At 69.2% G+C, this 14,664-nt stretch carries 11 protein-coding genes; 6 read left to right on the forward strand and 5 right to left on the reverse strand.

Annotated elements, in window-relative coordinates:
• Positions 1-39 precede the first annotated feature (39 nt).
• Genes ALI144C_RS01210 through rhaI form a run of 3 tightly spaced genes read right to left on the reverse strand, consistent with a single transcriptional unit; the run spans position 40 to position 4,579 of the window.
• Positions 40-1,401 carry a rhamnulokinase gene (locus ALI144C_RS01210; protein WP_076985116.1) on the reverse strand — a complete coding sequence of 454 codons (1,362 nt, stop codon included), beginning with the start codon at positions 1,399-1,401 and terminating at the stop codon, positions 40-42.
• Positions 1,401-3,425, reverse strand: coding sequence for a bifunctional rhamnulose-1-phosphate aldolase/short-chain dehydrogenase (locus tag ALI144C_RS01215; protein WP_076985117.1), 2,025 nt, complete (start codon positions 3,423-3,425; stop codon positions 1,401-1,403). Before ALI144C_RS01215 ends, ALI144C_RS01210 begins: the two co-directional genes overlap by 1 nt.
• Positions 3,413-4,579 (reverse strand): L-rhamnose isomerase, encoded by a 1,167-nt coding sequence (gene rhaI, locus ALI144C_RS01220; protein WP_076985118.1) that lies wholly within the window; start codon positions 4,577-4,579, stop codon positions 3,413-3,415. The genes ALI144C_RS01215 and rhaI overlap by 13 nt, the downstream gene beginning before the upstream one ends.
• A gap of 147 nt (positions 4,580-4,726) precedes the next feature.
• On the opposite strand from rhaI, the gene ALI144C_RS01225 reads away from it, so the two are divergent.
• The 6 genes from ALI144C_RS01225 to ALI144C_RS01250 all read left to right on the forward strand — a co-directional run bounded on the left by ALI144C_RS01225 (position 4,727) and on the right by ALI144C_RS01250 (position 13,200).
• Positions 4,727-5,728, forward strand: a complete 1,002-nt coding sequence (locus ALI144C_RS01225) for a LacI family DNA-binding transcriptional regulator (RefSeq protein ID WP_076985119.1) — start codon at positions 4,727-4,729, stop codon at positions 5,726-5,728.
• 50 nt (positions 5,729-5,778) lie between these two features.
• Positions 5,779-7,416 (forward strand): tannase/feruloyl esterase family alpha/beta hydrolase, encoded by a 1,638-nt coding sequence (locus ALI144C_RS01230; protein WP_076985120.1) that lies wholly within the window; start codon positions 5,779-5,781, stop codon positions 7,414-7,416.
• Positions 7,417-7,850: 434 nt separating this feature from the next.
• Positions 7,851-8,075, forward strand: a complete 225-nt coding sequence (locus ALI144C_RS01235; protein ID WP_076985121.1) for a hypothetical protein — start codon at positions 7,851-7,853, stop codon at positions 8,073-8,075.
• 6 nt (positions 8,076-8,081) lie between these two features.
• Positions 8,082-10,364, forward strand: a complete 2,283-nt coding sequence (locus tag ALI144C_RS01240) for a TOMM precursor leader peptide-binding protein (RefSeq protein ID WP_076985122.1) — start codon at positions 8,082-8,084, stop codon at positions 10,362-10,364.
• 23 nt (positions 10,365-10,387) lie between these two features.
• Positions 10,388-11,890, forward strand: coding sequence for a SagB family peptide dehydrogenase (locus ALI144C_RS01245; protein ID WP_076985123.1), 1,503 nt, complete (start codon positions 10,388-10,390; stop codon positions 11,888-11,890).
• Positions 11,891-12,099: 209 nt separating this feature from the next.
• A complete protein-coding gene (locus tag ALI144C_RS01250; RefSeq protein ID WP_202818818.1) occupies positions 12,100-13,200 on the forward strand; it encodes a sensor histidine kinase in 1,101 nt (366 codons plus the stop codon).
• A gap of 45 nt (positions 13,201-13,245) precedes the next feature.
• On the opposite strand, the gene ALI144C_RS01255 is transcribed toward ALI144C_RS01250, so the two are convergent.
• Positions 13,246-13,851 (reverse strand): response regulator transcription factor, encoded by a 606-nt coding sequence (locus tag ALI144C_RS01255; RefSeq protein ID WP_076985125.1) that lies wholly within the window; start codon positions 13,849-13,851, stop codon positions 13,246-13,248.
• A 195-nt stretch (positions 13,852-14,046) separates the two neighbouring features.
• The gene (locus ALI144C_RS01260) at positions 14,047-14,592 is read right to left on the reverse strand and encodes a hypothetical protein (protein ID WP_076985126.1); all 546 of its coding nucleotides are present in this window, start codon (positions 14,590-14,592) and stop codon (positions 14,047-14,049) included.
• Positions 14,593-14,664 lie beyond the last annotated feature (72 nt).

Consider the following 14,664-nt stretch of genomic DNA (forward strand, 5'->3'; position numbering starts at 1 on the left):
GCCCCTTCAGGTACCACAACTGATCAACTTGTTAGGAACTCAAAGACCCAATCCGATGCGGCTCGCCGCCGACTGCCACAACGTGCGTGACCGACATGGTTGGTACGACGCGAAAGCGGGTGGCGGTGAAGCGCGCACCCCCGCCGCCCTGGCCTGGACGAGAACGTTGCCCAGCGCACTTGCCTCGACCGGCCCGGCCAGCACCGGGAGCCCCGACGCGTCCGCGGTCAGCTGGCACAGCAACGAATTGCGCGCTCCGCCGCCGACGAGGTGGACGAAGTCGATGTCGTGCCCGGCCAGACGCGCGGCCGTCCGCAGCGCGCCGGCGTGTGCCAGTGCCAGCGATTCGATGATCGTGCGGACCGTCGCGGCCCGTGACGGCGGCTCCGGCTGCCCGGTCCGCGCGCAGTACGCGGCGATCCGGGCGGGCATGTCGCCGGGTGCGAAGAACGACGGGTCGTCCGGGTCGACGACCGCCGCGAACGCCGGTGCGCCCGCGGCTGCCGCCAGCAGCGGCGGCAGCGGCGTCCCCCACACCCGCAGGCATTCGTTGAGCAACCACAATCCCATGGTGTTTCGCAGGAACCGCACGGATCCGTCAACACCGGCCTCGTTGGTGAAGTTCGCCGTCCGCGCGTCGGGGGTGAGCACGGGCGCGTCCAGCTTCACGCCGACGAGCGACCATGTCCCGCACGAGATGTAGGCGGATGTCGGGCTGGCGAACGGGACGGCGGCGACGGCGGACGCTGTGTCGTGTGAGGCGACGGACACGACGCTGGTGGACTCGAAGTGCCCGATGTGCTCGCCCGGCTGGCGCAACGGCGGTAGCAACGACTCCGGAAGGCCGAGTCGTGACACGACCGCGGGTGACCACTTTCGGGTGATCGCGTCGAGCATGCCGGTGGTGGACGCGTTGGTCACCTCGGCACCCATCGAGCCGGTCAGCCAGTATCCGATCAGGTCGGGCAGCAGCAGCATGGTGTGCCCGACCAGGCGTTCGGGCGGTTCGGTCAGCAGCTGGTAGACCGTGTTGAACGGCAGGGGCTGGATCCCGGTGATCGCGTAGTGCTCCGGGAGCACGGCACGGACCCGCTCGGCCACCCCGTCGACGCGGGGATCCCGGTAGCAGCGGACGTCCCCGTCCAGCGAGCCGGACGAGTCGACGAGGCCGTAGTCGACGGCCCACGAGTCGATGCCGATCGACACCGGCTCCCCGGCCAGACGCAACCCGGCCACCACGGCGTCCCGGATCTGCCCGACGTCCCACCGCAGCCCGCCGCCAGGGCGGTCACGCGGCCCGGTGGGGAACCGGGTGAGCTCGGTCAACGACACCTCGCCGCCGTCCACCGTCCCCAGCATCACCCGCCCGCTGTTCGCCCCCAGGTCGACGGCGGCGAACATCAGCGCAGGAAGGCCGCGGCGACCCCGGCGTCGACCGGGATGTGAACTCCTGTGGTGTGCGACAGGTCGCCCGCGGTCAACGCGAAGACGGCGTTGGCCACGTGTTCGGGCAGCACCTCTTGTTTCAGCAGCGTCCGCTGGGCGTAGAACTCGCCGAGCTTCTCCTCGGGCACGCCGTAGACCGCGGCTCGTCGCGCGCCCCACCCGGACGCGAAGATCCCGGATCCGCGCACCACACCGTCCGGGTTGACCCCGTTGACGCGGATGCCGTACTCGCCGAGTTCGGCGGCGAGCAGCCGGACCTGGTGCGCCTGGTCGGCTTTGGTCGCGCCGTACGCGATGTTGTTCGGCCCGGCGAAAACCGAGTTCTTGCTGACGACGTAGACGATGTCGCCGCCCATGCCCTGCGCGATCATCACCCGTGCGGTCTCGCGGGACACCAGGAACGAGCCGCGGGCCATCACGTAGTGCTGGCGGTCCCAGTCCTCGACCGTGGTGTCCAGCAACGACTTCGACACCGACAGCCCGGCGTTGTTGACCACCAGGTCGACGCCGCCGTACGCCAGGCAAGCCTCGGCCACGGCTTCGGCGACCGCGTCCTCGGAGGTGACATCCGCGACGACAGCTGTGCCACCGATCTCGTCGGCCACGTCCGCGGCGGACTGGGCGTCGCGGTCGGCGACGACGACGCACGCGCCCTCGGCGGCCAGCCGCCGGGCGATCGCCTTGCCGATGCCGGACCCACCGCCGGTGACCAACGCGATCCGGGTGGCCAGCGGTTTGGGCGCGGGCATCCGGCGCAGCTTGGCCTCCTCCAGCTCCCAGTACTCGATCCGGAACTTCTCCGACTCCGGGATGGGGGAGTAGCGGGACACCGATTCGGCGCCGCGCATCACGGTGATCGCGTTGACGTAGAACTCGCCCGCGACCCGCGCGGTCTGCTTGTCCCGCCCGAAGCTGAACATCCCGACACCGGGCACCAGGACGATCGCCGGGTCCGCGCCGCGCATCGGCGGCGAGTCGGGTGTGGCGTGCCGCTGGTAGTAGGCGGCGTAGTCGGCCCGGTATCGCGCGTGCAGGGCGCCCAGCCGGGCGATCACGTCGTCGACCGGTCCGGTCGGCGGCATGTCCAGCACCAGCGGCGCGATCTTGGTGCGCAGGAAGTGGTCCGGGCAGGACGTGCCGAGCGCGGCCAGTCGCGGGTGTTCGGCTCGGGACAGGAAATCCAGCACCTCGGCGCTGTCGGTGTAGTGCCCGATCTGGCGGTTGTCCGTGGACGCCAGCCGCCGCAGCACCGGGAACAGCGCCGCGGCCCACGCGTGCCGCGCGCGTTCCGGCAACGGCTCGTACCCGGGCACGACCGGCCCGAACGGCTCGGCTTTGCCGTTGCGCGCCAGGTAGTCCTCGGCCGTGCGGATGATCTCCAGCGAGTTCGCCTCGCACTCCGCGCTGGTCGCTCCCCACGCCGTGATCCCGTGCCCGCCGAGGACACAGCCGATCGCGCCGGGGTTGCCCGCGTGGATCGCGGCGATGTCCAGCCCCAACTGGAAGCCCGGCCGCCGCCACGGCACCCACGCGACCCGGTCGCCGAAGACCTTGCGTGTCAGCTCCTCGCCGTCGGCCGCCGTGGCCAGCGCGATCCCCGAGTCTGGGTGCAGGTGGTCCACGTGGGGCGCGTCGACAAGGCCGTGCATCGCGGTGTCGATGCTCGGTGCCGCACCGCCTCGCCCGTGCAGGCAGTAGTCGAACGCGGCGACCATCTCGTCCTCGCGGTCCACACCCGGGTACACGTCGACCAGCGAACGCATCCGGTCCAGCCGCAACACCGCCAGACCGGAGGCGCTGAGCGTGGCCAGGTCGCCGCCGGACCCCTTGACCCACATCAGGTCGATGTCCGCACCGGTCACCGGGTCCAGCCCCGTGCCCTTGGCCGAGACGTTCCCGCCCGCGTAGTTCGTGGTGCGCCGGTCGGCTCCCAGAGCGTGCGCCCTGGCCAGCAACTCCTCCACGACTACGCTCCCCATCCGGCGGCGGTGCCGCCGACGCGCTGCGCCGCGATCCTGTCCTGGTGACCCGAACGCCGGTACGCGCCAAGCGGATCCGGGTCGATGCCCATGTCCTCTCGCAGCCGCGCCAGCAACGGCCGGACGTCGGTGTTGTACGCGTCCATCATGACCTCGTTCGCGCCGAGCACGTCACCGTCCATTTGGGACTTACGAAGCGCCTCGGCGTCGACGAGCAGCGCCTTCGCGGTCGCCTCCTGGACGTTGAGCACCGACCGGATCAGCGCGGGGATCCTCGGCTCGATGTTGTGGCACTGGTCGAGCATGAACGCGACGCCCGCGGCCGGGTCGAGCCCGGCGCCCAGCACGATCTCGGTCATGATCCGGAACAGTTGGAACGGGTCGGCCGCGCCGACCATCAGGTCGTCGTCGGCGTAGAACCGGGAGTTGAAGTGGAACCCGCCCAGCCGCGAGCGGTGCAGCAGGAAGGCCACGATGAACTCGATGTTCGTGCCCGGCGCGTGGTGCCCGGTGTCCACGAGGACCCTGGCGCGCGGCCCGAGGTCCACGCAGTGGGCGAAGCTGGTTCCCCAGTCGGGGACGTCGGTCGCGTAGAAGGCGGGCTCGAACAGCTTGTACTCGAGCAACATCCGCTGGTCGCCGGTCAGCCGTTCGTACACCGCGCGCAGCGCGTCGGACAGCCGGTCCTGCCTGGCGGCGATCGAGTCCTGTCCCGGGTAGTTCGTACCGTCGGCGAACCACAGCGACAGGTCGCGCGATCCGGTGGCGTCCATGACGTCGACGCAGTCCAGCAGGTGGCCGAGTGCCTTGCGGCGGACGGCCGGATCGGGGTTGCAGACGCTGCCCAGCCGGTAGTCGTCCTCCTGGAAGACGTTGGGGTTGATCGCGCCGAGGCTGATGCCCCGGTCGCGGGCGTGCACGGCCAGCGCCGCGTAGTCGTCCACCTTGTCCCACGGGATGTGCAGCGCCACGCTGGGCGCCACGCCGGTGTACTGGTGCACGGTCGCGGCGTCGTCGACCTTCTCGTAGGCGTCGCGGGGTGCCCCGGGCTGGGTGAAGACCTTGAACCTGGTGCCCGAATCGCCGAACGCCCACGACGGGGTCTCGATGCGCTGCGCCCGCAACGCGGCACGCACGGCCTGGCTGTCGGCCATCCGCCCTCCTGGCGCTGAAACGTTTCACCACGCTCCGTGCCAAGTTAGCCCCGCGCCGAGCCGGGCGTCAAGGTGCCTGGTCACCCCCGTGATGATGGTGGTGGTGACGGGCGTGGTGATCGGCTCGGGGGTTGATACCCTTCGGAAATGGCGCCGAGTATCAAGGATGTCGCCGTCCGCGCGGGTGTCTCCATCGGCACGGTGTCCAATGTGCTCAACCGGCCGGACAAGGTCGCCGAGGCCACGCGCGACCAGGTGCTCGCCGCCATCGCCGAGCTCGGGTTCGTGCGCAATTCCTCGGCGGCGCAGTTGCGCGCGGGCACCAGCCGCTCGCTCGGCCTGATCGTGCTGGACATGGCGAACCCGTTCTTCCACGACGTGGCCAAGGGAGTCGAGGACATCGCCACGGAACTCGGCTACGCCGTGGTGCTGTGCAACTCCGACGAACAGGTCACGCGGGAGGACCGGTACCTGCAGGTCCTGGAGGAGCAGCGGGTCAGGGGAGTGCTGATCACCCCGGTCGAGGTCAGCTCCGAACGGCTGGACGCGCTGCGCAGGCGCGGCACGCCGACTGTGCTCGTCGACCGGCACGATCCCCGGGTCGACTGCTGCTCGGTCGCCGTCGACGACGTGGCGGGCGGCGAGCTCGCGGGCGGCCACCTGGTGGCGAAGGGGCATCGGCGGATCGCGTACTTCACCGGGCCGCTGACCATCCGGCAGTGCGCGGACCGGCTGCAGGGCCTGCGGGCCGCCGTGCGGGACGCGGGGCTCGACCCGGACACCGCGGTCGAAGTGGTCGAACTGCCCGCGTTGAAGGCCAGGATCTCCTACGAGGCCGCGCGCGAGGTGTTCGAGCGGGCAGTCGACGTCACGGCTGCCTTCTGCGCCAACGACCTGCTGGCCCTCGGCCTGTTGCGCGCCGCCGTCAGCACGGGCCGCCGCGTGCCCGACGACATCGCGATCATGGGGTACGACGACATCGAGTTCGCCGCCGACGCGGCCGTGCCGCTGTCGTCCGTGCGGCAGCCGACGCTCCACATAGGACGAAGCGCGGCCGGGTTGCTGGTGGAGGAATGCGACTACCCGGACACGCATTCCCACCAGCAGGTGATGTTCAAACCCGAACTGGTGGTGCGGGAATCCACCTGACCGCGGTGCGTCGGGATCGAATCGGGGCCGCGGTCGGTAGGTTGGACTCCATGGCCTTGATCAGAAGGCGCGCTGGGGTGCTCGTGATCGCCGCGTTCGCGGCTTTCCTGACCGTCCCCGGCGCCGCACAAGCCGATGGAGCCACTTCGGTCCGACCGGTCCGCGCGTGCGAGGACCTGATCCGGACGTACGACATCCCGAAGACGACCGCGCACGTCGAGACCGCGAAACTCGTCCCGGCGACAGCGACCGAACCCGAGCACTGCGACGTGAGCGGCTATGTCGAAGCCGCCGTCCAGTTCCGCGTCAAACTCCCGACGACCACGTACACCGGCCGCTACCTCCAGCTCGGCTGTGGCGGGTTCTGCGGCGTGATCGAGGATCCCGCGTTCCCGAAGGACTGCCTGCCACGCGGCGGCCAGTTCGCGGTGGCCGCGACCGACGACGGGCACGTGGGCACCGGCGCGTTCCCCATGGGTGACGGCACGTGGGCCGCGAACAACCAGGCCGCGCGCGACGACTACTTCTACCGCGCGCCGCACGTGGTGTCGTTGGCGAGCAAGAAGATCATCGCCACCTTCTACGGCAACGCGCCGAAGCACTCGTACTTCTCCGGCTGCTCCAACGGCGGCCGTGAGGCGCTGCTGCTGGCGCAGCGCTACCCGGACGACTTCGACGGCATCGTCGCGGGCGCGCCCGCCGCGTACATGGGTCCGCTGGTGCTGCACCAAGCCTGGCTGTCGCGCTCGAACACGGCTGCCGACGGCTCGTCCATCCTGACTCCCGCCAAGCTGCCGGTGCTGCACAACGCCGTGCTGAAAGCGTGCGACAGCGTGGACGGCCTGGCGGACGGCCAGATCGACGACCCGCGCCGATGCGACTTCGACCCGGACACCGTGCGCTGCGCGGGTGCGGACCAGCCGACCTGCCTGACCGCGGCGCAGGTCGACGCGGCGAAGAAGCTCTACGCCGGACCCACGGACGAGCGCGGTCGCAGGCTCTACCCCGGCGGCGAGTCCTATGGCAGTGAACTGGCGTGGAACGGCTGGGTCCTGCCCTTCCCCGGGGTGGGGTCAGTGTCCGCGATCCTGGCGGACAACGGTCTGAAGCACATCTTCTACCCGATCGGCAAGCCGTCGTCGTCGCTGGCCGACGTCAAGTTCACCCGCGCCGAGTTCGACCGGCTGACGGCGGAGGGCCACAAGGCCAACGCGCTCAGCCTCGACCTGGACGCCTTCCGTCGTGCGGGCGGCAAACTGGTGCTCTGGCACGGCTGGTCCGACGAGGCCATCCCGCCGCTGGGCACGCTCGACTACTACCAGCGGCTCACCCAGCGCTCCGGCGGACCGGCCAGGACCCAGCAGTGGGCGCGGCTTTTCATGCCCCCGTCGATGTTCCACTGCGCGGGCGGGGACACGCTCACCGAGTTCGACCCGCTGAAGGAGACCGCGGCGTGGGTCGAGCGCGGCCACGCGCCTGAGCGTGTGATCGCCACCGGCCGGGACAGCCAGGGCCAGGTCACCAGGACCCGCCCGGTGTTCCCGTACCCGTTGCGGGCCCGCTACGACGGCTCCGGCAGCGTCGACGACGCGAGCAACTTCGTGCCCGCGCCGCCGTCGGCGCCGCTGAACGACGCCATCGACTGGGTCGGCACGTACCTGCACCACATCCCAGGCCCGCGGGCCTGACCCGCGTGTTCGGGGCCCCCGAGGGCGGGGCCCCGACACACCCCTCAAACGCCTCTGTCTCAAGCAGACGTTCAAGACGGGTGGCCTTTCTTTGCGTCCGTGAATCAGCGACGGCGTTTTCCCCGAACCCCCGGTGACAAAGGGGTGTCCACATTCTTGATGGGCGCTTTCCCGGCGTACCCGCGATCGCGCGCACACCCACCCCCACCACCCCTGATCACAGCCGGTCACGGGTGGCCCGTGGTCGGTGCACCCCCTGTGATCAAGGTGCTGACCTGCGAAAGCGGCGCTCAGGCCACACCTATGAGATTTTCATGATCCACGTATGTGTTCTTACTGTTCCGGGCAGTGACGGATCTGTGAACGCATTGATTAGGGCGACACTGGTACCCACGTCGAGCACGGCGCAAACTTTTCTCCGGCACCAATTCCCAGTGGGAATCCCGAGATTGGGGTACATCGTGATCGCCACCGCCACCACCAGCCTGGCCGACACCATCGAGACCTACTTCGCGGGCATGGACCTGCGCCCGTCCGCCACCGATCTCGTCATCGACGAACTCGACCAGTGGCGCAACCCCGTGCACTCGGTCGCGGGCTTCACCCAGACCTTCAACCTCGTCGTGGTCGCCGACCGCGCCTTACCGGCGGGGCGCTGATCGGCGATGACCGGATCGGGTGCGCCGACAGGCCGGGTGGTCGGGTTCAAACGCCACCTGCGCGTCGAAGTGATCAAGGGCGAGGCCGTGTACCTCTTCTCGGAGCGCGGCGTGACGGCGCTGAAGGGCTCGGACGCCGAGGCCCTCGCGCCGCTGTTGGACAGCACCCGTGACTTCCCGGCACTGCTCAGGGATGTCCCCGCCGACGTGGCGCCCGAGCAGGTCGGCAGGTTCATCGCCCGGCTGGACGAAGCCGGGCTGATCACCCTCGGCCCGCCGCCGGGCACCGGGACCGCCGAGCGGGCCAGGGCGTACTGGGAAGCGGCAGGCACGGACGCGGACGCGGCCATGGCTGGCACAGCGAGCAAACGCGTCCAGGTGATCGTGGCGGGCGACGCCGACCCGGCCGCCACCGTCGCCGCGTTGCGGCAGGCCGGGCTCGCGACAAGGGTCAGCTCGGGTGAGTTGACCACCGACGACCCGGCCGACCTGTCGGTCGTGCTGTGCGACGACTACCTCGCGCCGGATCTCGCCGACATCGACGCGGTACACCGGACCATGCGCAAGCCGTGGCTGCTGGCCAAACCCACGGGCGCGCAGGTGTGGCTCGGCCCGGTCTTCGACTCGCCCGAACTGGGCTGCTGGCACTGCCTGGCCAGTCGCCTGTGGGCACACCGGGACGCCGAGGCGCACGTCCAGGCGTCGCTGGGACGCGTGGGCCCGGCGTCGCGGCCGGTCGCGTCCCTGCCGGCACTGGACGCGACGGCCGCCGGGATGCTGGCCATCGAGGTCACCAAATGGCTTGCCGGATACCGGTATCCGGGGCAGCGCTCGGTGCTGACGTTCGACAGCCTCGACCTGACCGCGCGGCACCACGAGTTCCACCGCCGTCCGCAGTGCGCGCTCTGCGGCGACCCGACGTACATGCGGGCACAGGCCCACCGGCCGGTGCTGCTGTCGTCCCAGCCGAAGTCGTCGGACGACGCGGGCGGGCACCGTTCGCGTCCGCCGCACCAGGTCCTCGCCTCATACCAGCACCTGATCAGCCCGGTCACCGGCGTGATCAAGGAAATCACCCGGCACGAGACCGGGCCGGCGTTCTTCAACTCGTTCCGCGCCGGGCACAACGTGGCCGTACGACAGCGCTGCCTGTTCAACCCGCACGCCGCGCCACGGGCGGAGAACGGCGGCAAGGGCGTGACCCCGTTGCACGGCAAGGTCAGCGCGATGTGCGAGGCGCTCGAACGGCACTCGGGGTTCTTCCACGGCGACGAGGAACGCGTCCGCGGCAGCTACAAGTCGTTCGGCGACCGCGCGATCCACCCGTCCAGCTGCCAACTTTTCGACGACCGGCAGTATCCGGGCCGGTCAGCGTGGAACGCGACCCACTCGCCGTTCCAGCACGTGCCGGATCCGTTCGACGACAACGCCGTCCTCGATTGGACACCGGTATGGTCGCTGACGCGTGAGCGGCACCGACTGCTCCCCACGGCGATGCTGTACTACGGCGCGCCGCCGGAGGCGGGGTCGGTCTCGCTCTACGCGGACTCGAACGGCAACGCGGCTGGCAGCTGCCTGGAAGACGCTGTCCTGCAAGGACTGCTGGAACTGGTGGAGCGCGACTCGGCGGCGATGTGGTGGTACAACCGCACCCGGCGGCCCGAAGTGGACATGGCCGCGTTCGGCGATCCGTGGATCGACGAACTGCGGGAGGTCTACGCCGGTCTGGACCGCGAGGTCTGGGTGCTCGACGTGACCGCCGACTCCGGGATCCCGGTTCTGGTCGCGCTGTCCCGGCGGACCGGCGGGGGAAACGAGGACATCATGTTCGGCTTCGGCGCACACCTCGACCCGAGGGTGGCGATGCGCCGGGCGCTGACCGAGATGAACCAGCTCATGCCGGTCGTGGTGGACGGCTACACCTGGACCGAGCCGGAACCGCTGAACTGGTGGCAGAACGCGACAGTCGCCAACCAGCCGTACCTGGTCCCGGACCCGGCAGTCCGGCCACTGGTCCCGTCGGACTACGGCTACACGCCGTCGCGCGACCTGCTCGACGACGTCACGCGGGTCCGTGGCCTGGTCGAGGGACTCGGCCTGGAAGTGCTCGTGCTCGACCAGACCAGGCCGGACATCGGGCTGCCGGTGGTCAAGGTGGTCGTGCCCGGCATGCGCAGCTTCTGGGCGAGGTTCGCGCCGGGGCGGCTGTTCGACGTGCCGGTCGCACTCGGCTGGCTCAGCGCACCCACCGCGTACGAGGACCTGAACCCCATTCCACTGTTCATATAGAAACACACGGGAGAGTCGTACCTGTGCAGTTCACGCACCCCACCGACGAGCCGGACCGCGTCCGGCTCTGGTCCTTGCGCGAGGACGCGTTGGTGGAGACCGGCTCGGACGACTCGCTGCTGGTGTTCACCCGGTGGGGCGACATCGAGATCGACGACCCGAGCCCGGTGGTGCGCGAATGGCTCTACCGGATGAGCCTCGGCCCGGTGTCGCTGGAGAACCTGCTGCCGCCCCGGCCGGGCAACCGCCGCAGGCCGGTGGAGGACGACCCGGACTACGGCCAGGTGCAGCGGGTGCTGACCAGACTGGGCAGCTGCGTGGTGCACTCGCTCGGCCTGGCCGACATGGGCGGTCCACTGCTGTCGGCCGTGCCGATCTCCCGCAGGGCGGCCTTCGAACTGCCGGTGATCGAGGCGGGCCGCCCGGTCCGGCTGTCCAGGTTCGCCGCCATGCGGGCCAGCGACGGCGAGGTCGTCCTCGAGTCGCCGCTGGCCCGCCACCGCGTGGTGTTCCACCGGTCGCTGGCCACCCGCGTGATCGGTTCGCTCGGCAAGGCCACGACCGTGGCGGATCTGGCGCCCGCGCTCGACATCCCGGAGGCGCTGGTCGCCGACATCGTCACGTACGTGGCCGCGGTGGGCATGATCGTGTTGGGGGAGTACGGCGGCAGCGCGTTCACAGCCGAGTTCGCCGAGGACACCGACCCGTCGTTGACGGTCTGGTCGCACAACGAGTTGCTGTTCCACTCGCGCAGCAGGCTGAGCAGACCGGACGCCCCGCGCCGGGCGGTCTTCCCGCGTGGCGACAAGCTGCCGCCACCGCCCGCGGTCAAACCCGTGCCGGACGGGCCGCGGTATCCGTTGTACAAACCGGTGCTCGCGGAAATCACCGCGGCCGACCCGAAGTTCACCGAGGTGATTGAAAACCGGCGGTCGTTCCGCAAGTTCGCCCGGCGGCCGTTGTCCGCGCGGCGACTCGGCGAGTTGTTGTTCCGCTCGGCGCGCATTCGCTCGGTCCGCCCGGCGGAAGGCGGCGGGGTGAGTTACGCGGTTTCCGACCGGCCTTATCCGAGCAGTGCGAATCTGCACGAACTCGAGTTGTACGTGACTGTCGACCACTGCACCGATCTGCCGCGTGGTATATACCACTATGACCCGCTCGGGCACTCGTTGACACTTATCAACACGTCCGACGAAGAGGTCGGGGAATTACTGGACGACGCGAAGGCGGCGACGGGCGCAATGCAGCGGCCACCGGCGCTCATCACGATGACCGCGCGGATGGGAAGGGTGTCCTGGATGTACGACGGGATCGCCTATGCCACTACACTGCGGCATGTCGGTGTACTGCAGCAGACGCTCTATCTGGTCGCTACCGCGATGGGGCTGGCGCCCTGTGCGCTTTCTCCCGGGGATATGGAAGTGGCGGACAGCGCGTTCCTGCTCCAGTGGCCGTCCGAAGTCACCGTCGGCGGGTTTGTGGTCGGGGTACGACCCGAAGTCGTGACCGAGATACCTACCGGTTGACCGACCTTGCTGCAGCTTGCTGCAGGGACTGTCGACGCAGGTTGACGTGTACCCTCGTAGCATGCCGAGCGCGTGAAGCCCCTGGGGGGAGAATGAGCCGAGACGCGGACGGTGTCGACTTATCCGTCAGCTCGACACTCGCCCCGAAGGTGGCACGGTCGGTCGTCGCCACAGTCTTTAGTTGTATAGCTGTGCTTGCTTTTTTCCGCGTGCTGACTTCCGGCGTCGGCTTCGTCGGCACGGCGCTGTCGACGCTCTACCTCATCGCCCTGCTGTCGCTGCAGATTTTGTGGACTTCCCGGCGCGCCGCCGAACTCTCACCGGCGCTGCGCTATACGGCGCTGCTCGCCCAGGCCTGCCTGGTGTACCTGCCGTTGCTCCAGTTCAAGGAATCCTGGGTCGGATTGCCCGGATTCCTCGCGGGTAGCGCGCTCGTCGTGTTACGACCGCCGTATGGCTGGATCACGGCGGGACTCGTCGTGGTGAGTATGGCTTTCACGCAGGCCGCGCTCAGCCCGGACCAACTCGAGCCGATCGTCTACATAACACTGTCGACGACACTGACCGCGTTGCTGGTTTACGGACTGACCTGGTTGTCGACGTTGGTGACGCAGTTGCATTCGGCACGCGAGGAATTGGCGAAGATGGCGGTCGCGCGGGAACGGCTGCGATTCGCCCGCGATCTGCACGACCTGCTCGGGTACAACCTCTCGGCCATCACCCTCAAGAGCGAGTTGACACACCGCCTTGTGCTGAAGCACCCGGCACGCGCCCGTGAGGAACTGGTCGAGATCCTGCAGATCTCCCGGCAGGCGCTGGCCGACGTGCGCGCGGTCGCCAGCGGCTACCGGGAGATGTCACTGGACGAGGAATGCGTGTCGGCCCGGTCGGTGCTCGCCGCGGCGGACGTCCATGTGCGGATGGAGGCGGACTACCGCGACCTGCCGGTGCGCGTGTCCACCGCGCTGGCGACAGTGTTGCGTGAAGGCATCACGAACCTGTTGCGGCACAGCAAAGCCGAGTTCTGCGAGATCTCACTGCGGCAGGACGCCACGACGGTGACGATCACGATGGTCAACGACGGTGTGCCCGACGACCCGATCGACTCCCGTGAGGACAGTGGGCCCGGCGGCAGCGGGATCCACAACCTGTCGGCGAGAGTCGTCGAACTCGGCGGTGACCTGGTTGCCGAGTTCCTGCCGCGGAAGCGCTTCAAGCTGTGCGCGACACTGCCGTTGTCCCTCCAGCAGGACGTGCGAGACAAAGGCAAGGACGACGACCTCGAACCACCCCTGCGGGTGGTGTCGTGAGTGGTTCTGACCCGATTTCCGCTCACGACAAGGGCACGACAGGGGTTACAGCCAGCCTGCTTCGGTGGCGATGCGAATCGCGTCGACGCGGTTGCGGGCGTTGAGTTTTCCGGCGATCGTCGTCAGGTAGTTGCGCACCGTTCCCACTGACAGGTACAGCTTCGCGGCTATTTCCGCCGCGTCGGCGCCGTGCGCGGCCAGCCGCAGCACTTCGCTTTCCCTGGTGGTCAACGGGCAGTCGGTGCTGTCCCACGCCGCGAGGGCCAGCTGGCTGTCCACGACACGCCTGCCCGCCGCGACGCTGCGGATCGCGTCGGCCAGTTCGCTGGCCGGGGCGTCCTTGAGCATGAAACCGCTGACATGCGCCGACAACGCGCGGCGCAGCGTGCCAGGGCGGCCGAGGCCGGTGAGGATGAGCGTGCGCACCTGGGGCAGCGAGGCGCGGATCTCGGCGGCGGCGGTGAGGCCGTCCTTGCCGGGTAGGTCGATGTCGAGCAGCGCGACGTCCGGGCGGTGTTTGTGCGCGGCGGGCAGGATCTCGTCGCCGGAGGACATTTCCGCGACCACTTCGATATCCGGCTCCACGTTGAGCAACGCGACGAGTGCGCCGCGGACCATGTGCATGTCCTCGGCGATCATCACCGTGATCATCGTGTGGCCCCCTTCCTGCGCCCACTATCAACTAGAGATCATAGGGGTTTCGCCGGTCATTCGGATCGGCTGTTAGGGGAAATCAGTGCCCTCACGCAGCTGGTCCACCCTTCGCCGACCGAGTGTATTCATCCGGTCACGCCCTGGTAATTTTCCTGAATACGTCGTTTCGCAACACGCGAATCGAGTGACTGCTCAGGCTGAGGTGGTCACCGCGTCGGCGGATGGCCTATCAGGACCGCCCGGTGGTCGCACTCCGGCTTGCTCCGGTTCACGCCGCGCCGGAATCGCCACGAGCCGCCGCGCCGTGGCGACGACCGCGGGCCACGGTGGCAGCCGGGTCAGTGCGCGCGGCGGTTCGATCCACGGACACCCGGATTTCCCGTCGAATTCGCGCGGCACCACGACGCTGGTCCCACCGGGCACCGGGTGCATGTCCAACAGGCGCAGTTCGCCGTCGTGCCGCGCCGCGGCGCCGCCCGACGGCCGGGTCAGGAACACCCACCACTGGCCGGTGGTGTCGGCGAGCACCGGCCCGGCGAGCAGCGCGATCCTCAGTTCGGCCAGTACGGGGACACCGAGCCGCCGCGGCATCACCAGCGCGTCCGCGACGTCGCCGAGCCGCATCACCAGCCTGCCGCGCCGGACCTCGACGGTCACCGGCCAGCCGAACCGTTCCTCGTAGCGGGTCCGTGCGTCCGTGAGCGAACGCAGGAGTTCCAGTTTCGTCGCGTCTGCCATCTTCGCCCTCCATATAAAGCAGGAAAAGGTATACGCCAACCCGTGCGGACCCGGCCAGTAGTCACTTCACGA

The sequence above is a fragment of the Actinosynnema sp. ALI-1.44 genome (genome assembly GCF_001984155.1).
Classification (GTDB): domain Bacteria; phylum Actinomycetota; class Actinomycetes; order Mycobacteriales; family Pseudonocardiaceae; genus Kibdelosporangium.